The organism is Aminobacter anthyllidis (genome assembly GCF_018555685.1).
GTDB lineage: Bacteria > Pseudomonadota > Alphaproteobacteria > Rhizobiales > Rhizobiaceae > Aminobacter > Aminobacter anthyllidis.
In genome coordinates, this window is sequence record NZ_JAFLWW010000013.1 from 1 (window position 1) to 18,136 (window position 18,136).

Annotated in this window: 19 protein-coding genes and 1 tRNA gene; 8 read left to right on the top strand and 12 right to left on the bottom strand. The window is 57.7% G+C overall.

Going from position 1 to position 18,136, the window contains the following annotated elements; genetic code table 11:
• Positions 1-50: 50 nt before the first annotated feature.
• Positions 51-127 (top strand) — tRNA-Met (locus J1C56_RS29180).
• Here the strand turns inward: J1C56_RS29180 and J1C56_RS29185 are convergent.
• The 3 genes from J1C56_RS29185 to J1C56_RS29195 form a co-directional block, all read right to left on the bottom strand.
• Positions 84-1,781 carry a recombinase family protein gene (locus tag J1C56_RS29185; RefSeq protein ID WP_338001531.1) on the bottom strand — a complete coding sequence of 566 codons (1,698 nt, stop codon included), beginning with the start codon at positions 1,779-1,781 and terminating at the stop codon, positions 84-86. The genes J1C56_RS29180 and J1C56_RS29185 overlap by 44 nt on opposite strands.
• A 16-nt stretch (positions 1,782-1,797) precedes the next feature.
• On the bottom strand, positions 1,798-2,022 hold the full coding sequence (locus J1C56_RS29190; RefSeq protein WP_214393448.1) for a hypothetical protein: 225 nt from the start codon (positions 2,020-2,022) through the stop codon (positions 1,798-1,800).
• A gap of 280 nt (positions 2,023-2,302) precedes the next feature.
• A complete protein-coding gene (locus J1C56_RS29195; RefSeq protein WP_214393449.1) occupies positions 2,303-2,971 on the bottom strand; it encodes a hypothetical protein in 669 nt (222 codons plus the stop codon).
• Positions 2,972-4,134: 1,163 nt separating this feature from the next.
• Between J1C56_RS29195 and J1C56_RS29200 the strand changes: the two genes are divergently transcribed.
• From J1C56_RS29200 to J1C56_RS29225, 6 genes are read left to right on the top strand one after another with little or no spacing between them, the layout of a single operon-like run.
• Positions 4,135-4,437, top strand: coding sequence for a hypothetical protein (locus J1C56_RS29200; protein WP_214393450.1), 303 nt, complete (start codon positions 4,135-4,137; stop codon positions 4,435-4,437).
• Between the two features lies 1 nt (position 4,438).
• The gene (locus J1C56_RS29205) at positions 4,439-4,792 is read left to right on the top strand and encodes a helix-turn-helix domain-containing protein (protein ID WP_214393451.1); all 354 of its coding nucleotides are present in this window, start codon (positions 4,439-4,441) and stop codon (positions 4,790-4,792) included.
• The gene (locus J1C56_RS29210) at positions 4,792-5,658 is read left to right on the top strand and encodes an ImmA/IrrE family metallo-endopeptidase (RefSeq protein WP_214393452.1); all 867 of its coding nucleotides are present in this window, start codon (positions 4,792-4,794) and stop codon (positions 5,656-5,658) included. The genes J1C56_RS29205 and J1C56_RS29210 overlap by 1 nt, the downstream gene beginning before the upstream one ends.
• Positions 5,645-6,454 carry a thymidylate synthase family protein gene (locus J1C56_RS29215; protein ID WP_214393453.1) on the top strand — a complete coding sequence of 270 codons (810 nt, stop codon included), beginning with the start codon at positions 5,645-5,647 and terminating at the stop codon, positions 6,452-6,454. The genes J1C56_RS29210 and J1C56_RS29215 overlap by 14 nt, the downstream gene beginning before the upstream one ends.
• Entirely contained in the window at positions 6,451-7,512 is a 1,062-nt protein-coding gene (locus J1C56_RS29220; protein WP_338001526.1) for a nucleotide kinase domain-containing protein, read from the top strand. Before J1C56_RS29215 ends, J1C56_RS29220 begins: the two co-directional genes overlap by 4 nt.
• Positions 7,499-8,419, top strand: coding sequence for a nucleoside triphosphate pyrophosphohydrolase family protein (locus tag J1C56_RS29225; protein ID WP_214393454.1), 921 nt, complete (start codon positions 7,499-7,501; stop codon positions 8,417-8,419). The genes J1C56_RS29220 and J1C56_RS29225 overlap by 14 nt, the downstream gene beginning before the upstream one ends.
• Here the strand turns inward: J1C56_RS29225 and J1C56_RS33810 are convergent.
• The 6 genes from J1C56_RS33810 to J1C56_RS29255 form a co-directional block, all read right to left on the bottom strand.
• Positions 8,362-8,736 carry a 4'-phosphopantetheinyl transferase superfamily protein gene (locus J1C56_RS33810; protein WP_420797446.1) on the bottom strand — a complete coding sequence of 125 codons (375 nt, stop codon included), beginning with the start codon at positions 8,734-8,736 and terminating at the stop codon, positions 8,362-8,364. The two genes, J1C56_RS29225 and J1C56_RS33810, sit on opposite strands and share 58 nt — an antisense overlap.
• Positions 8,737-8,756: 20 nt before the next feature.
• The gene (locus tag J1C56_RS29235; protein WP_214393456.1) at positions 8,757-9,524 is read right to left on the bottom strand and encodes a dCTP deaminase domain-containing protein; all 768 of its coding nucleotides are present in this window, start codon (positions 9,522-9,524) and stop codon (positions 8,757-8,759) included.
• A 221-nt stretch (positions 9,525-9,745) separates the two neighbouring features.
• Positions 9,746-11,350, bottom strand: a complete 1,605-nt coding sequence (locus J1C56_RS29240) for a patatin-like phospholipase family protein (protein ID WP_214393457.1) — start codon at positions 11,348-11,350, stop codon at positions 9,746-9,748.
• 378 nt (positions 11,351-11,728) lie between these two features.
• A complete protein-coding gene (locus J1C56_RS29245; protein WP_214393458.1) occupies positions 11,729-12,211 on the bottom strand; it encodes a hypothetical protein in 483 nt (160 codons plus the stop codon).
• A gap of 34 nt (positions 12,212-12,245) precedes the next feature.
• Positions 12,246-13,985: a site-specific DNA-methyltransferase gene (locus J1C56_RS29250; RefSeq protein ID WP_214393459.1), complete on the bottom strand. Its 1,740-nt coding sequence runs from the start codon at positions 13,983-13,985 to the stop codon at positions 12,246-12,248.
• A 642-nt stretch (positions 13,986-14,627) separates the two neighbouring features.
• Positions 14,628-14,825 carry a hypothetical protein gene (locus J1C56_RS29255; RefSeq protein ID WP_214393460.1) on the bottom strand — a complete coding sequence of 66 codons (198 nt, stop codon included), beginning with the start codon at positions 14,823-14,825 and terminating at the stop codon, positions 14,628-14,630.
• A gap of 134 nt (positions 14,826-14,959) precedes the next feature.
• On the opposite strand from J1C56_RS29255, the gene J1C56_RS29260 reads away from it, so the two are divergent.
• Positions 14,960-15,166 (top strand): hypothetical protein, encoded by a 207-nt coding sequence (locus tag J1C56_RS29260; RefSeq protein WP_214393609.1) that lies wholly within the window; start codon positions 14,960-14,962, stop codon positions 15,164-15,166.
• 166 nt (positions 15,167-15,332) lie between these two features.
• Here J1C56_RS29260 and tnpB read toward each other — a convergent pair whose 3' ends face one another.
• The 3 genes from tnpB to tnpC all read right to left on the bottom strand — a co-directional run bounded on the left by tnpB (position 15,333) and on the right by tnpC (position 18,112).
• Positions 15,333-15,584, bottom strand: a complete 252-nt coding sequence (gene tnpB, locus J1C56_RS29265; RefSeq protein ID WP_420797441.1) for an IS66 family insertion sequence element accessory protein TnpB — start codon at positions 15,582-15,584, stop codon at positions 15,333-15,335.
• Complete coding sequence (tnpA, locus tag J1C56_RS33815; RefSeq protein ID WP_214393461.1) at positions 15,581-16,465, bottom strand: IS66-like element accessory protein TnpA; 885 nt, start codon at positions 16,463-16,465, stop codon at positions 15,581-15,583. Before tnpA ends, tnpB begins: the two co-directional genes overlap by 4 nt.
• Positions 16,466-16,582: 117 nt before the next feature.
• Positions 16,583-18,112: an IS66 family transposase gene (gene tnpC / locus J1C56_RS29275; RefSeq protein ID WP_214393462.1), complete on the bottom strand. Its 1,530-nt coding sequence runs from the start codon at positions 18,110-18,112 to the stop codon at positions 16,583-16,585.
• Between the last annotated feature and the right edge of the window lie 24 nt (positions 18,113-18,136).

An 18,136-nucleotide genomic window follows, 5' to 3' on the forward strand; every position in this document is an offset into this window, starting at 1 on the left:
TTCTGGCGAAAGCCGAAAACTTCCGCAGGCCCAGCTTGCGAAAATGGTGGCGCGGGGTGGAGCAGCCCGGTAGCTCGTCAGGCTCATAACCTGAAGGTCACAGGTTCAAATCCTGTCCCCGCAACCATTGATAACGACACTCCCGTGAGCCCTGCTCCGGGAGTGTTTTTGTTTGCAGGCCCAACAACCTGTCGCTTGGTCCAGTTCAGGATCGTGCCCAGTTCCCCATACAGCGTAGCGTCGATCTCGCCGCGCTTTGCGCCAGGTGTCAGAACGATCTTCTCGATCAACGACCGCAGCGCTGCTGCGGCTTGCGGCCGGTCGTCTGGATGGTTGAGCGCCTCGGTCAGCTGCGCGACCTTCCGCGCATAAAGTGACGATATGCTCGGCAGCAGGTCCGGCTTGTCTTGAGGAGCTGCGGCAAGCTGGTTCGTGAGATCGGCCTTGCGCGCCTCGAGCGCGTCCATCTCGGCCTTCATGCTCACATGAAACATCCCGGCCTTGATCGCTTCGATGATGCTGCGGATCTGCTTCTCGACCTTAACAAGCTCTGCGTTCCAGCCGTCGGCATTCGCGCGGCGTTCTCGGTTGAGACGGTTGGTCTCCTCGGCATAGGCCCTCATCGCAACCGCGGCTGCCTCCGGCGCCATCATCCTGTTCTTCAGGCCGGCGAGCACTCGCTGTTCCAGTTCGCTCCGCGCTATGGTGCGCTTGTTCGGACATGAGCCATTGCTGGTGTGGCTGGAGCAGGCGAAGCGGTCGACGCTGCGCAAGGAATAGGGCCCCTCGCAGCACCCGCAAAAGACAAGCCCCGAGAGCAATGACTTCGGCCGGCGGGCGCTGTTCAGCCGGTTGCGCTGGTGGTGAGCTTGGGCCGCCTCGGTCAGGTTGACGAGCCTATCGGCGATCTCGCTCTGGCGCGCCTTGACCGCTTGCCAGAGTTCGTCGCCCACGATGCGCAACTCCGGCACGTCGGTGACGATCCATTCGCTCTCCGGATTAAGGCGGGAGACGCGCTTGCCGGTGGCGGGATCCTTCACATAGCGCTGGCGGTTCCACATCAGCCGACCGACGTAGAGTTCATTGTTGATGATGCCGGTGCCGCGCCTGACATGACCGCGGATCGTGGTGTCGTTCCACAGCTTGCCCGCGGGTCCTGATATACCCTGGTCGTTGAGCTTCTTGGCGATCGCGCGCGGACTGATGCCTGCGGCAAACTCCCGGTAGATGCGGCGCACAACCTCTGCCTGAGCAGTGTCGATCTCGCGGTCACCCTTAACCTGTTCGCCGCGCTCGCCGAGGCGCCTGACGACACGATAGCCGTAACACAGCCCGCCGCCGGACTTGCCGAGTTCTACGCGGCCGCGCAATCCGCGCCGGGTCCTCATGGCGAGATCGCCGAGAAACAAGGCGTTCATCGTGCCCTTGAGGCCGACATGCAGTTCGGAGATCGCGCCCTCTGCGAGAGTGACGATCGGCACGCCGGCGAACTTCAAATGTTTGTAGAGTGTTGCGATGTCGGCCTGGTCGCGCGAAATGCGGTCGAGGGCCTCGGCCAACACCAACTGGAACAACCCGCATTGGGCGTCGCGGACCAATTTCTGGATGCCGGGCCTCAGGATCTGGCTTGCTCCGGAAATGCCGGCATCCTGGTAGGTGCCGGCGATCTCCCAGTCTTCGCGCGCCGCATGTTCGCGGCAGAGCCGGAACTGGTCCTCGATCGAGGCTGCCCGCTGCTGGTCGGAAGAGTAGCGGGCATAAAGTGCTACGCGCATGGTCATGAACAATGCTCTCGGTCTAGCTGGTGTCGGAATTGCCGTCGCCGGCTCTTTCGCCCGGTGGTTCTGCCTTGGCCGCGTGAGAGTTGGGAGCGTCTTTGGCGTCCGTTGCGTTTGCGAAGCGCTCGCGTGCCATGCCCCGCCCGATCAGCCAAGCGAGAGCCAGGATCGCCGGATGGGTTTTGGGCCTGTCGGTGCTCGGAGAGTGCCGCGCGTCGGCCGCCGTCACGTTGTCGTCTGTCATAGGCTTCCTCGCTTCGTTGTGTCGAAGCGAAGATGAAGCTGCCAGATTGACCGGCCGGGAAGGGGGAAAATGCGGTCGTAGCAACGTGGAGCGCAATGACCTGCATTCGGCGCCCTCTCCTAAGCAGACGCAGGATGCCGACTGTCACGACGCTGGAAACGCCGGTCAGGGCCTTGGCGCCAACCCGCCTTGACCTTGACCGGCTCCGCCGTGAAGCCACATGCAATGAAGCCACCCGGCGAATTGTCCGGTAGTGCAGGGGAGAGGCGAGCCTCACCGTCTACCCGCCCGGGAAAAACGCATGCGGTGTCAGCTGGCGCCCGATCCGCATCAGATCCTCGCGCGCCGAGCGGATTTGTGGCCAGGGAAATGCCGAACGATCTTCCCAGTCCGCGCCGTTGCGCAACACCGCATCGAGCTTGCCCACAACGCCTGAAAGCGAGACGGCGGGCGTCCCGGAAAGCGCCTCCAGCAGCGCCGCGACCCTTGCAAAGCCTGCCTGCTCAGCCCTTAGTCCCTCGAAATAGCCGATCTCCGTCGCAACCACCTCGAAATGTGCTTGTCGCGCGTCGAGTTCAGCTTCGGCCTTGGCGCGGATAGCCGCCATGTCGGTCCGCTCGCCGATAATCCGGTCCAGCGCCATCTTCGAGCAAACGATGGTCTCCTCGCCGCCAGGGATGCTCACAACCGTCCAAAGCGCATCGACCCGTTCGGCAAGTGCTGCCTCGAGTTCCTGCAGCCGGTCACAGCGCCACATTGCTTGATCATATGCAGCATTCCAATCGCGCCACAGTTCCATCGCAGGGTCGGAGGTCGCACCTGTACTCTCAGCGGTGTGAGCCGACGCCTTGCGGCCAAACGTCCATCCGGTCGCACCAACAACCCATCCCGCAAGCGCCATCCGCCGCGTGACGCAGGCCAAACTCATGCTATGGTCGGAATCAGCCATGATCCGAGCTCCTCAACAGCTTAGGTTATGGTCAGGCCGAGCGGCGTGTTGGAGCACTTCGCTCGGCTGCAAGATAGTAACTTTTTACGTACATACCGTACATTACGGACGCACATATTGTCAAACACGCCTAGCTCCTCGGAAATGAAAACTGAACGCTTTGAGTTGCGGCTCTCCAGCGAACTCCTGGCGCGGATCGACGAATGGCGTCGTAACCAACCTGATTTACCCACGCGATCTGAGGCTATTCGTCGTTTGGTAGAAAGCGGACTAATTCCTAAATAGTGCCACGTTGACGGCCGGCGTCAGAGACGTTCAGGTGTTCGAAAGACTGGCTGCACTTCAATGTGATATGGCGCGTCGCGCTGGGATGGGGAACGCGAGACCTTGCTCGAAACGCGGAGGTATCGCCTGATACGATCGCCCGTCTTGAACGTGGCGAACAGCTAAAGAGTTCGACGGTCGATGCAATTCGGCTGGCTTTCGAGGCCGCTGGCATTAAGTTCATTCCTGCAAATGGTGGCGGGCCAGGCGTACGGCTGGCTCGAAACTCAGAACCGAAGAGCACGTAAAGCCCGGAGAGGGTTCCTATTTAGGCATTGCTCCGCGCCAACATTGCGACCATTTTCTCACCCGCCGATTACCCTCCGCAATACGCTATAGCCGCCGAACGTACGCCCTTGCATCTGGTAGAGGCCGGCCCGCGCGCAGAAGAGCGTAGAAACGGCGGCGTTCGGGGGCGGAAAAGTTTGAATCGCTTTCGGTCGAATGATTGCCACAAAAATACGTGCGGCCTGGTATGGCGGGAATGCGCACCATGTCGGCCATTGAGATGACCGTTGTGCCTTTGCCTGACAGCAGACATTGTTGGCGACCCTTGTGGAGGTCGCGGTCGTGTGAGCAACGGTGTGCTGTCTACGGTCCGTTACCGGAAACATCTGGCTGAAATGGCCATTCGAAGAGCAGCCCCTTTTGAGACTTGGCCTAGCGCAAGCAAACTTGCCGGCGGCAACGATGACCTGCTGTGGACGCGCACCAATGGCGGCGAGAGCGCTCGGTAGCCGCCGCGAGTGCATTCCCTCACGGGCCGACACAAATTTTAGCACCCCCTCTTGTCCTTACCGATATGTAAGATTATCTTACATCCACAAGCGGAGGTCATTATGACGCTCGACGATGCGAAGAACGCTTTAATTTCAGTCCTGGGGGAGATACAGACCCTCAGCGGCCTAGCCTGCCCGCCTCTGGATGGCGGAGTTATCCCTCCGAAGGTGTTGCCGAAGTTCGACAGCACTGTATGGCCCGTCGCAACGACGATGGTAGCCCGGAAGCTCGGCGTTACCATTCCTAATGACGTTCACATTTTTGGTGGAGAGAATGGATCACCTCTTTTGACCATTGAACAGACCGCAGCACTGATTTGTAAAAAAGCGCAGTCGAAAGCCCCGGCAAAGGTGGCAGCGTAGCATGGAAGATCAAGATCATCGTAAGGCGATAGCGGCCCGTCTGAAAGAGGCGCGACGCCTCTCTGGCTTGAGCCAGGGACAGGTCGCGCAGCAGATGAACCTCCATCGTCCGTCGGTGTCAGAAATTGAAGCTGGAAACCGACGGGTCAGCGCGGAGGAATTGAGCCACTTCGCGAAGATCTATGACGTCAGTGTTGCCTACTTGGTAGGCGACGCGCCCGACACATTGGCTGTCAACGACCCACGTCTACAACTTGCCGCGCGTGAGTTGCAAAAACTGTCACCCGATTCTCTCAACAAGCTTCTCAAAGCGTTGGCTGCTCTTAGGGCGGGTGATGATGAGGGCGCTAACTGATGGATCGAATGCTGATTGATCGGAAAGCACTGCTACGCAACGCAATGCAGGCAGCTGCCGATTTGCGGGACGCCACGGGCTTCGATCAGTTTGATCCGGCAGATCCATACGTCGCTGCGGCTAAACTCAGCGTCAAGGTGGTGTTTCTAGGGGCAAGTATGGAAGGCTTTTATTTCAAGGGGCCGCCCGGGCGCATCCTCTTGTCCGGCCTTCGACCTGTGCCGCGACGTGCATTTACTTGCGCACACGAACTCGGCCATCACTGGTTTGGCCATGGATCGACCATGGACGAACTAAAGGAGGACGAGCGTTCGGAGTCGAACAAACCTGAAGAGGTGCTCGCCAACGGTGTAGCCGCATTCTTTCTTATGCCTACAGCTGGAATACGCGGAGCCTTCGCGAGACGTGGTTGGAATATCGCAGCCCCGACCCCGGTCGAACTGTTTGTCGTCGCATGTGAGTTCGGCGTCGGCTATCTCACGCTTCTCAATCACCTCAGCTACACATTGCGGGAAATCAATGGAACTACCCGAACCGAGTTAGGAAAGTGGTCGCCGCAACGTGTTCGTCGTCTGCTCCTTAGCGAAGAATACGACTCGCTAATTGTTGTTGACTGTCATGCGAGAGCCGCAACTTTCGACGTTGAGAAAGGTGCCGCCATCTTGCTGCCACTTGATGCTCGCGCTGACGGTGTTGCTCTGGAACACATCCGGACCTCGGCGGAGTATGAAGTCTACCGTGCAGCGAAACGGGGATGTGCATCAATCACCCGTGAAAACCAAGCTTTTGAGGTGCGGGTCATGCCCAAACTGTATGAAGGGCCTGCCGGCAATCGCTTCTTGGAGGATCCAGATGAAAACAACTGATGTACGCCCCGTGGTTATCACGGCCGACAACCTTTCGCTGGGCTGGGCTAGGGTACTAAGCGAATTGTGCAAACCGGGAGTAAACCGCCTAGCTCCCTTGACGTTGACCATCACCGGTTTCGATAATCGGGGAAAGGCAGCAGAAGTTCCGGCAATTCGCGATGCGGTTGACGCCTTCTTAGATGCCCAAGGACGGAAAGACACAGAGAACGTCGCTTGGACCATTTTCCCGCAGCGCTATCTTGAACTTGCCGATGGGAATCGCGATGCTTTCTTCGAGCTTTTCATCGAGAGTTTCCAGCGAGTTCAAGAATTTAATCCTCGCAACAACAAGCGGGGATCATATTTTCAGCGCCTTGTAGACCTGAATGGGGGGGGCAAAGGCCCGAACCAACTGAAATGGATGCTGGACGACTACGATGCTCACCCGAAGGCCCGCCGGACGTCCAAGTTTCAAGCTACTACGTTTGACCCCACTCGAGACTATTCGGCCGCAAGCCTTTTAGAGTTTCCATGCCTGCAGCAAGTGAGTTTTGTCTGCAACAATGGCGCTTTGGCCATGAATGGCTTTTACGCCACACAGCAGATCGCACGGAAGGCTTACGGAAACTATCTCGGCCTCTCGCGCCTCGGCGCATTCATGGCCCACGAGATGAAACTGCGGTTTGAGCAACTGAATATTTTTGTGGGGGTCGCTCAGATGGACATTGCCAAGTCCGACGCAGACCTCCAGGCACTACTAAAAGTGGTTCGCCCACACTTGGACGCGCCACAAGGTGCAAAGGTAGCGGCGTGACCATCGGCAAACCATCGAGGCGTCGGCCAATACTGCGTGCGTCGGCGCTCCAGAAGACGCCCATATTCGATCTCTACTGGCGGTTCGCTACCGAGCGCCAAGCAGTCTACTTTCGACGAATTGAAGGGGCGTCGTCACCTTGGACAGATGATCCAATTCTTCAGCAATATAAATTCACAAACGCCTATCGCGCGTCTGATCGGGTCAGCCAGTTTCTAATTCGTCACGTCATATATAGCCGCTCTTACCCCGATGTACCTAACGAGGTTGTCTTTCGCATCCTGTTGTTCAAATTGTTTAACAAAATTTCGACATGGCAACTGCTTGAACGAAAAATAGGTCCGCTTCATTGGCAGAGCTTTGATATGGGACGTTATGATCAAGTCTTGAGCAGTGCTGCCTCCGCCGGTCGCAAGCTCTATTCTGGTGCCTATATAATGCCACCTGTCGCGCTCGATTCCACCAGTGTCAAGCACCGTGGCCATTTGCGTTTGATCGACTTGATGATGAAAGGCGACTTTGTTCCTCGGCTTCTACAAACCAACAATCTCCAGGGCGTTTTTGAGCTTCTGAAGGGCTATCCGTCCCTTGGCGATTTTCTTGCGTTCCAACTTGCGATCGACCTCAACTACTCTACGATCATTGATCATGACGAAGCTGAATTTGTTGTTGCCGGGCCTGGTGCACGTGATGGCATTGCCAAGACATTTGTTGACGCTTGTGATGCAGACCCTGTTGACCTCATAAACTTTATGATGGACCGGCAGGAAGCCGAGTGTGAGCGTCTCCAGCTTCCGTTCCGCTCTCTATGGGGGCGTCGGCTCAAGCTAATCGATTGTCAAAACCTATTCTGTGAGATCAGCAAATACACACGCGTCTCACATCCGGACATTGTCGGGCTCTCAGGCCGAACGCGCATCAAGCAGATGTTTCGCCCCCAACCCCAAGTCGTTCATCCTTGGTTCCCACCAAAATGGGGGCTAAACGCAAAGATACTATCCGCCACTCCCGCAGTGCCTCAGGATAACTTGTTTCCGGTGACCGATGAAGCTTTCTGACTATCAGGCTCAAGCCTTGCTTACCGACAAAATGCCCGTCTCCCAGGGGACGGCAGATGACGCTGCTCATTTAGTCCCGATGCTCGGCCTAGCTGGCGAAGCTGGTCAACTGTTGGCTGAGTACAAAAAATGGCTACGCGATGGTCCAGGTCACGTTCTTTTTGTGGACCGGGTCGCCGAAGAGCTTGGCGATATTCTATGGTACGTGGCGAACTTGGCCAGCAAATACGACTTGAACCTTGATGAAGTCGCGCAACAAAATCTCCGCAAAGTCTCTGATCTCCATGGTCGAGCAAATAGTGCCGACCCCCTTGACGCAGCGTATAAAGAGACGGAGCGGCTTCCGCGTCAGTTTGTTATCACCTTCTGGGAAATCCGAGAGGGATCACAGGTCCAAGTGCGCACCGAAATTAACGGCCGCCTCATCGGTGCAGCGCTGACCGACAATGCTTACAATGACGACGGCTACCGCTTTCACGACATTTTTCATGTTGCTTATGCGGCCATACTTGGGTGGTCGCCAGTATTGCGCGGCCTCCTCCGTCTAAAGCGACGCAGCGTACCATTAATTGACGAGGTCGAAGATGGCGGTCGGGCCGCAGTCATAGAGGAAGGGATTGCAGCCGTGGCGTTCGACTACGCTCGTCGGCACAAGTACCTTGAGGCTGTCACTGACGTCGATGACTCGTTACTTAGCACGCTTCGGGGTATGAGCGAGCATCTTGAGGTATCAGCGCAACCAATGTCTTACTGGCGCAAGGCTGTTCTTGACGGTTTTACTGTGTGGCGTGAGCTAGTAAAGCACGGCGGTGGACGCGTTTCCGCAGACTTAGATAAGCGTGAGATCCTTTACTTAGGCCCAGCGGACAACGCGACAACGACCGCGGCGGCGCTTGCATCTGAGTGAGTGAGGCTGAGCAATAGCATACCTACGCCTTTCGAGTCCGCCGCCTCCCGAGCGGTCCCCTTCAGCAGCAGCGTTGGAGCGCCCGAGCTGCTGTTACTCACTATGATATCCGTGTGAGCAATACCGCTCGCCCCTCCAAGTGCCTTGTATGCGGCCTCTTTAGCCGCGAATCGAGCGGCAAGACGAGTTAGCCGGTCCGGTCCGGTCCCAGCCGCATCTAGTTCACTCTGGGCAAAGCATCGACCCATGAGTTCAAGGTCGTCGCCATAGAGAAGTCTAAAACGATCTAAGTCAACGAGATCGAGACCAATACCCATAAGCTCCTGAGTACGCTTCACTACTGTTCGCCCCCCTGTACTGAAAAAAGCGGCGCAAGCAACGCGGCTCGCGCGGATGTGGGGACAGGGATGATCGGCGGTGAAAACTCTCGTACGATCCACTGTACGGCTAGTCCCGCCGCAAGGGCCAGAACAACTCCAGCGGCGACCGCGAACACGCCGTTTGCTCGCTCAAGAGCAGTAATACGACTACTCAAATCCTTCTCAGTCGAGCGGATACGATCCGCCAAACCTTGGAGCGAATAGACTTCTCCGGCGACTTGGTTCAAAGCAGTAAGGTCGAGCTGTGTTACCGGAGCTTTTGCAGCCTTAGCATAATCAGTCTCTGCACGGTCGATATCCGCAAACCAGATCAGGAAAGTCGGGTCATTGTGACGGAGATGAATTGGGACAGGTCCAGCGTTGAAGACCGAGAATGTCAGACGGCCTGAGAATCCCGGATCCACATGAAAGCCAGAGACGTTGATCAGCCCTTTCCACTTGATGCGAGCCCGGATGGAGATGAAGGCCAGAGCATTCTTGGGGACAGTGACTACCTCATGCGTGAGCACCCAAGCGAACTGGCCCGGTGGAATTGCAAACGCTTCGCCAAGCTGGAGGGTCTTTAAAGACACCGACTTTGGGTCGGGAGTTCGGTCGGTCGGCGTGACGTAGTACTCAGGCCCCACTTTTAAAGTATAAGCGGCGCAATCAATGCACTCAGGGTCTGCAGGATTTACGAGTTCTGACAAGCGTTCTTTTAGCGTCTCGCCGCTCCAAAACGCCATGTCAGGCCCTGATCGACGAGGTCATGCGGGACATGGCACCTTAGCGCGCGGCGCTAGTTCGAAGCTTGGAATCGCTGATCTCTGCTAGAGTTCGACGACGATCTTCAGCCAAACTCTTGGCGTCGGCAACGACCTTGTCTATTGCCTTCTTATGCCGAATCTGCAGCGTCTTCGCGCTCTGACCCGCTACGGATCTACGTTTCGGCTGAACCTTGAACGTATTACTTTTGAAGGCCATGATCGTCTTCCAAGTCTTTCAATTCATGTAATACCATACCGAAGAAGTCTTTAACAGCCTCTTCCACGCTCGTTAGGGCTGCCAGTGTCTTCGCGTCTTCCGATAGCTTTGAGTTGCCATCCAACTGTACCAGAAGACGCGGCTCGCCAGTCTCATCGTCCAAAATGGGGATACACATCACCCATGCCAAGTCGCGAAGGCGGCTCTTTCGTCGTAGCCGGTTTGCCGGACCAGGGAGGTCCCGCGTAGCATCAAGCGGATAGACCTCCAAGATACTCTGCTTGTCCGTCCAGGCGGCTCCCGCGACCGAACCATCCAACGGAACCAGCATCGATTCGTCAGCGTCCTCTTCAAAACCGACGCTATGGGACAAACGCAACGAGCGTCCGTAACCTCGCTCCAAACGGCCAACGCCGACTCGAACGCGAGGAGACGACCCTCGTCCACCAGGGGCTATACCAAGTCCGTCAAGGACCAGTGCCTGGGCGACTTGACACGCATTTCGGTAGATTTCCGGTAGACGAAAGAGCCGCTTGTCCAAGCGCAGTCCCGCGGCAGCGGCGACGTCTCGAACCTCCTTGGCGGCCATTTCAGCGGTGACGTCAAAATCAAGCAGATCCAGTCGGGTTGGTAGCGCCAACTGCTCTGCTGGTCCCGACACCCGGATGTTTAACTCGCCGGACCCTGACAAAGCAGTCCTCACGGCGGCAGGCAGCCATCCATATCGCCCAGGGGTCTGTCGACTTGGCGGCTCCTCAATCTCAACGGCGATCGTCAACGCTTCAGGGTCAAGCTCCCGCTCTTCATCGAACGGCCAGGCTGGCAAGTTTGAAACTATTCCTCCGTCAACATGCAGTTCTCCATCGATTTTCCACGGCATGAATATTACAGGCAAGCATATGGATGCCGCAACTGCATCCGCAACCGGCGTTTTCGGAGTACGGCCGGCGGAGAATAGGTGGAGGCTCCGCCGCGTTAGGTTAGCGCTAACTATTTTGAGGGAAGGCCGGCCCGCCACCCCAAAATCCGCCATCGTGACCACACGTTGGGGCTCAAGAGGGAATATCTTCTCTTGCAAGAGCCGATCAAGAGCATCGCGAAATCGGGTCAAGTCGGCTAGGCCGCCGATAACTGTGCGATATGCATACCAAAAAGAAAAACCCAACCCTGCAGAGACGAGTAGAGAAAGAGGTAATCCAAACCTGGGGAAGCAAAACCAGATTATTGCACTCAACAATGAGTACAGCCCCCAAAATGCCATCAGGAGAGTACCAAATGAAAAGGGCATCCGTAGAAGGGCCCGGAATATTTTGACGCGCTTCCAACCGTCTTTGCCGAATAGGTCTGTGGAACTGCGCAAATCAGGATCAATACGACTGAGCTGGTTCAAGATTGTCGCGCCTGATCCATCGATTAATTCGTCAGCCTTGAAGCCAGCAGCTACCAATGCAGCAACAATTGACCCTGCTGAGGTCCCTGACAAACCTTCAAATTGAACAGCACGCTCCTCAAGAGCCTTTAGAGCGCCGACGTGCACAATGCCTTTCGCGCCACCACCAGAAAATGCCACGAAAGCCCTGTAAGTCACTGTTCCTACCCCTGCTCTAATATTATCATGACCGCGTTAATCAAATTAACGGCAGTTGACTAGAGTTGAAGCTCACATGAAGAAAATCGATCACTATTAACCAATGGCGACGCGATTGCCCCGCGATCCACCTAACGCGAGTTTTGTTTGGCTGGATCTACGGTCGACGCCCGAGCTAGCTTGTTCGCAGGGTGACGATAGGTATTTCTCAATATGACCCGGCAGCCAGTGGTCGGCCGGCATGGAACGCTGGTCAGCAAGTTGGAGCCAGCGAGCCCTGACGCCCCGGCAGATATCCGCATGCTCCGGGCACGGCATCGCGCCATACGATCGGCTGCAAATGCTTCGCCGAGCACAACATCGACTATGTCGCTAAGCTCACAGGATGATGGGCTTCTCTACGAAACCACACCAGCTCGCTATCTGATCCTTGGCTAGGTGGTACGTGAGCACTGTCTCTGCGCGCAGATAGAACATGATCATTTGCAACCGAGCGCCTCCGTCCTCGTGAGCGACGCAGAAGTCTGCAACCTTGGAGCCCGACGTGTTGCGAAGCATGAAGGAAGCGCGAACGTGATAGCCGTAGTATGGGCTGAAGGTTCGCCCAAAATCTCGACCGATCTTCCCCAGAAGATCGATCTCACGGAACGGGGGCTTTTCTGCTTCGACTTTTTTCGACGCCTCAGTGAGAAACGCACAAATGTTCTTAGCTTCGCTAGGGTCGATAAGGTCCTCGGTGTTCTCACGGTCGTGGCTGAAGAGATAGAGGAATTCTCCATCTTTCTGCACTGAGCTGAACGTCATGATCGGCTTGAGGGCCGGGATGATCGTGATGGTGTCGATGACATCGTACTGTTTCATGCCCCACATGCCGAAGGCGAAAAGGCGAAATAGCCTATTTGGTTTTACGCGTGTAGGCCGATCTGGTCACTTCGATATCGACGGAGCGAATTGGTCGATTGCTTTTGCGCTTTTGCGCTTCCGCTGTACCCTCTATTGGGAAAAGCATCTCCGTCTGGCCCTCTACCCGCTTTCGCCCGCGTTTGGCCGGCGACACCGGTGCTGATAGCACCTCGGGCGGGTCTACCATTCCCGGCAGAAGAACAGGGGCTGGGTGAAAGAGCTGCTCGATAGTGACGATTTGAATCCTTGGGACGCGCCTCGTTGAGGGGCCAGTTTCGCCTTCGGATGCGGCCTCGCGAAGCATTGGTCCTGTCGGAGGATTAACGCAAACGAGAACGCCTATCTCCGCTTCTTCGCGCTTCACAACGGACTTAAGTTTGTGAATTGCATCCACGCCTACGTTCAAACCGCCCTTCACTGATACTATCGCGCGGCTAGCACGGTCCTTGCCAAGTTGGTGATAGCGAATAATGCCGTCGATGCCGCCATCAGCGCCAGGTCTGTCCTTGGGCAAGCCGTCAAGCGTGAACACGGCCCATTTTTGGAATTCGAGCCAATCCCGTGCGGCGAGAGCCTTCGCGTCTTCGGCATCCTCGGGGCGCCCGTAAAGAGTATAGCTACCCTTAATTCTATAGCCGAATGCCTTCACAAGGCGTTCCTCAATGACGTGGATGGCGAGGTAGGTGACATCAATACCAATCCACTTGCGACCTAGCTGTTCGGCGGCGTGAATAGCCGTGCCGCACCCGCAAAATGGATCCAACACAACGTCACCCTTGTTTGATGAGGCGGAAACAATGCGCTCCAAAAGTGACTCAGGCTTCTGTGTCGGGTACCCCAGTCGTTCCTGTGAGCTGGCATGTATAGGCGGCAAGTCGTCCCAGACATCGGAAGCTGCTACACCCGGGCTCTCGTCTAGATAAATCTTCTTTCGCAACCGTGCGTCGTCCTTCGCGGGGAAAAAGAGCCTGTTCTCCCGGTCTAGCTGCCGCATGACTTCGAGTGACACTTTCCAGCCATTGGAGTGAGGCTTGTACACGCGGCCATTGCTAGCGTGATAGTCGTAACGAAGATTCGGCCTAACCGCAGGATTCACCAAGTCCGACCGTCTAAAGAGGCGTCCATCGGGGTCCTTGTGGACAAAATGTTCCGCGACGTATTCGGGGCGATAGGGTGTATAGATTTGGTTCCACACAACTCGATCCGACTTCCCATACAGGAAGATAACGTCATGCACGGCTGCGGCCCGCTGGCTCGCGTTTGCATGGGCGCTGGTGCGCCTCCAGATGATTTCGTTTCGGTAGTTCCTAACGGTGAAGATCGCGTCCAAGATCAACTTTAGATAGTGGCTGGCTGTGGGATCACAGTGGAGGTAGAGCGATCCGGTGGGCTTTAAGACGCGCCGCATCTCAATCAGGCGAACAGCCATCATCGCAAGGTACGCCATCATATCGCTGCCGGCGAATACCTTTTGAAAAGCGTCAAGCAAAGCACCGGCTTCAAAATGGCGCGCTGCCGTCTCGTCCAACGCTCGTTGCGCGTCTATACCCCAAGTCCAGGTATCTTCGAACGCATGGGATTGAGCTTTCGACGCGCCACCGTGCTTGGTACCATAGAGGACATTGTAATTTGCGTTCGAATTAAATGGCGGGTCTAGATAGATCAAATCGACCGATTCTGCAGGCATGGCTCGCAGTACGTCAAGATTATCGCCAAAATGAAGTTCATTCATAGCGTAACTCCCCAACAACAGAGTTGCAGGCTGTGGTTAAATATTTAAGAATATCGGATTTATTAACGGAAGTTTACGTGGTTGCCGCCAACCGCGCCTTTGGCAAGGAGGCCAAAAAGCGATTGCCTGAACTGCTACGGAAGGCTGGCGCTCGGGTCGAGGAAACCGGCCAGGTTAGTACCCGTCAGGCTCGGCCATGCGATCATCTGGCTCCCCAAGGTCAAACGGCCATGGTGCGGATGATCAGTCGGCGGGCGTTGCTTGCAATGCCAGCCGCGCTAGTCGCCGCACCAGCGCTGGCTCGGGGAGGAGGCAGAGGCCGAGGAATTGGAGGAAGTCGGCGCGGCCGAGACGGATCTGGCCTAGTTGCACTCGTCGTATTCGGCTCGTTCATATCCTGGCTGATTTATTCGTTCGTTGGCCAAAAGCCGCCGACATCGAGTAAGCCTCGAAGGCCCGCGCCCATGCGGAAAGTTTCAGCGAAACAGCAAAGAGCCATCGCCAAGTCGATCAGCCGGCACCAGCGTCGAACTGGCGCCTAAACGAAAAAAGCCTCGCCATCTTGCGATGACGAGGCTCCCGTTATGTGCCGGCCCCATACGGTGCGCCGGACTTACGAGGCGGCAACGCCTCAAGACGCGATCACGGCTTGTTCAGCCAGGCGATGATCTTGCGCAGGCTGTCGAGAAACATCGACGCGCCGACGAACGGCCCAAGGATGCCGACGATCATCAAGCGGGCGAAGCGCCCGACGGTCATGGTTGCCCGGACGAGGCGGATGCCTTGGTCCAGCGTTTCGATGCCTTCCTCGTCCAGCTTGGACAGAAATTCCCGCGTCACTCGGCAACTCGGCGAAGCGGTCGGCGGTGCCGCGCCCGGCGAGTCTCTGTCAGGTGCCACGGCTGAAAAGGCAGGGAGAGCATGGAACGTTTGCTCGATATTGAGAGTTAATCGGGCTGTTTAGGGAGGCGAAAATGGCGACCGATCTGAAGTCGTCTCGCAGCGACAATGACCTTCGAAGACGCGCTGTATATCTCCGTGGTTCTGGGGGCTCTCGTGTCGATCACATGGCACCTATCGACCATTTGAGCGACGTTGCAGGACCGCTTTGGACGGACCTGTTCTACATTGCCGTGGCGTTTGGTACGGCTAGCGGCATCTTCTGGCTGGCGGGCTATTAAGTGATCTTGCCCGCCGCGATGAAGAGCCAGTCGACGGTCTCGCCGGATAGCCCTAGCTCGATCGCCAGCGCCGCCAGGTAGGGATGATCGCGCGCGATCGGGTGCGCGCCAGTCGATGCCGTCGATCAGCATTGCGAGATGCGCAGGCGTCAGTGTGATCGAGCCGTCATAGCCTGCCATACGTGGCCACACGAAGCTGCCTTGGAGCCGTTTCGTGAACCAGACACAACCCGTTTCCGTCCCAGAACAGGATCTTGAGCAACGACGCTTTCTTTCCCCGGAAGGCAAACAGATGACCCGAGAACGGGTCCTGCTTCAGCGTTGCCTGGACCAGCATGGCGAGCCCGTCCAGCCCCTTGCGGATGTCGGTGTGACCGAGCGCCAGATGCACCTTCACGCCCGCCGGAACGATCATCATGATGCAGTCCCTCTGCTGTCGACGAACGCTCGTACGGCAACAGGATCACTGCCCGCAGGTGCAAAGACACGCCGCCCATCCGGCAGTTCGATTGCCATCATCCCGCCAGGGGGCCGCACAAGGTTCTGCAGCGCGAGTGCCGCTGCCGTATCCGTTGCCAGCGTCACAGATGCCAGTTTCGCTTGCTTCTTCAGCGTCACGCCGAATTCCGCGCGCCAACGAAACAGGATGCCGGTCGCGATCCCGTGCCGGCGCGCGACAGCCGAGACCGTTGCACCTGCAGCTTCACTCTCTTGCACGATGGTGAGCTTCTGCGCGTCCGTAAAAAACCGGCGGCTGCGCGCGGGAGTGTCATCGGGACGCCCTGTCAAGCTGTTTTCGGACGTTGCGCCGTTAGTGATATCACTAACGGTCGGGCGGGCGGAGGGATGAAGATGTGCGCGCCAGTCGATCTCAACCTCGCCATCCTCCAAGCGGTCACGCCAACGGCGCAACGCGTAGGGCGAAAGATGCAGTGCCGCGGCGTATTCGCGAACGCCCATGCCGCTCCAGTTCATCGCATCGATATGCATTGCCCAGAACGCCCGGAGCGCACGATTGCGCACATCCGTGCTCACGCCAAAACGTTGGCGTTGACGCCGGCGCGGCCCTTTCTGGCGTTGTTGCGGACACGCTTCTCGGAGCAATTGTGCCTGCGATTCCGCATGTTTGCGCGCTGCTTCCTTGCCCATCAGATGGTCAAGCCAGCGCTCGAATGTACGCCGGTTGAGACGATGATGGCGGCAATAGGTTGTGCGCGCCAACCCGCTCTGACGCCACGCTTCGACGTGAACCACCCAGAAGGACTTACGCGCCGTGTTCTCGAAATGTCTCAAATTCACCGGAGACCCTCCACGCTACGAAGGAACTCCACATGTTGCGATTTTGCACTACGCCAACGAGGTGTCAGGACCGGACGCTTACGAAACGACGTATGCGTCCGGGGGCTGCACGTGATGTCAGCTCTTGACGGGATTTGCCGCTTTCCACGCCCATGGCAGGAGTTCGTCGAGGCCGCTGACGGGATGCCCGTCGAGCATGCGCTGCAGTACGTCGGCGAGATAGGCGTAGGGCTCGACATCGTTGAGCTTGGCAGTTTCGGTGAGAGAGCAAACGATCGCCCAGCGGCCGCCGCCACCATCGCTGCCGGCGAACAGGTGGTTCTTGCGGCCGAGCGCAACGGGACGGATGGCCCGCTCGACGGGGTTGGTGTCGAGCTCGACGCGGCCATCGGTGAGGAATCGGGTCAGTCCGGTCCAACGCGACAGCGCATAGCGGACCGCTTCTGCAAGCGTGCTGCGTCCGGAGATGTGCTGAAGCTGTACTTCCAGCCAGGCGTGGAAAGCGGCGACAACGGGTTTCGATCGCTGCAGCCGCACCGCAAGCCTCAGAGCCGGCGACTGTCCGCGCACATCCGCCTCGACGGCATAGATTTCACCGATCCGGCGCAGCGCCTCAGTTGCCACGGGCGACCCCGTCGCTTCGACCACGTCATAGAACTTGCGCCTGGTATGCGCCCAGCAGGCGGCAAGAACGATGTCGCCACTGGCCGTGAGCTGTTCAAAGCCGGCATAACCATCGACATGCAGCACGCCCTTGAAGTGCTGAAGATGCGATACCGGGCGCTCGGCCTTTCGGTCCGGCGCAAACAGGTAGACTGCCGCCGGCGGCTCGGGTCCGGCCCAGGGTCGTTGCTCACGGGCATAGACCCACAACCGCCCCGTCTTGGTGCGCCCACGGCCCGGATCGAGCACCGGCACCGGTGTATCGTCGGCGAACAGATGGTTGGAGGCGAACACGTTCTTCACCAGCCGCTCGTGCAGGGCTTCCAGCCACCAGCAGGCGCCGCCGACCCATCCAGCCAGCGTCGAGCGCGCCAGATCGACACCATGCCGGGCGAATATCTGCGATTGCCGGTAGAGCGGCGTGTGATCGCAATATTTGGAGACCAGCACCTGCGCCAGAAGCGCCGGCGTTGCCAATCCGCCGGCGATCAACCGCTCCGGTGCAGCCACTTGCGCTACGGTCTCGCAGGCACGGCAGGCGTATTTCGGGCGCGTGATGCGGACCACGCGAAGCTGCGCCGGGACCCAGTCGAGCATCTCGCTGACGCTCTCGCCGATCGCATGAAGTGCGCCGCCACAGCACACGCAATACGCTTCTTCGATGTCGAGCCGTACGTCTTCGCGTGGCAGGTGATCGGGCAGCGGCTTGCGGTGGGATGGCCGCTCCACTGGCGGCGTGAGGATACTCGGTCTGCTCTCTCGGATGCGGGCGATGTCGGCATCGAGGTCTTCCAGGGCGAGCGCCAGTTGATCGGGATCGAGGCGCTCGGAACGCCGTCCGAACTGCGCCCGCTGGAGCTTCTTGATGATCGATTGGAGGCGTTCGATCTCACCATCGCGGCTCTCGACAGCAGCTGCCATATCGCGCAGCAGACGCTGCAAAAGTGCTGGATCGGACGGCAGATTGTCGAGGTCGATCAACATGATCGAATCTACCACAAACCGCTC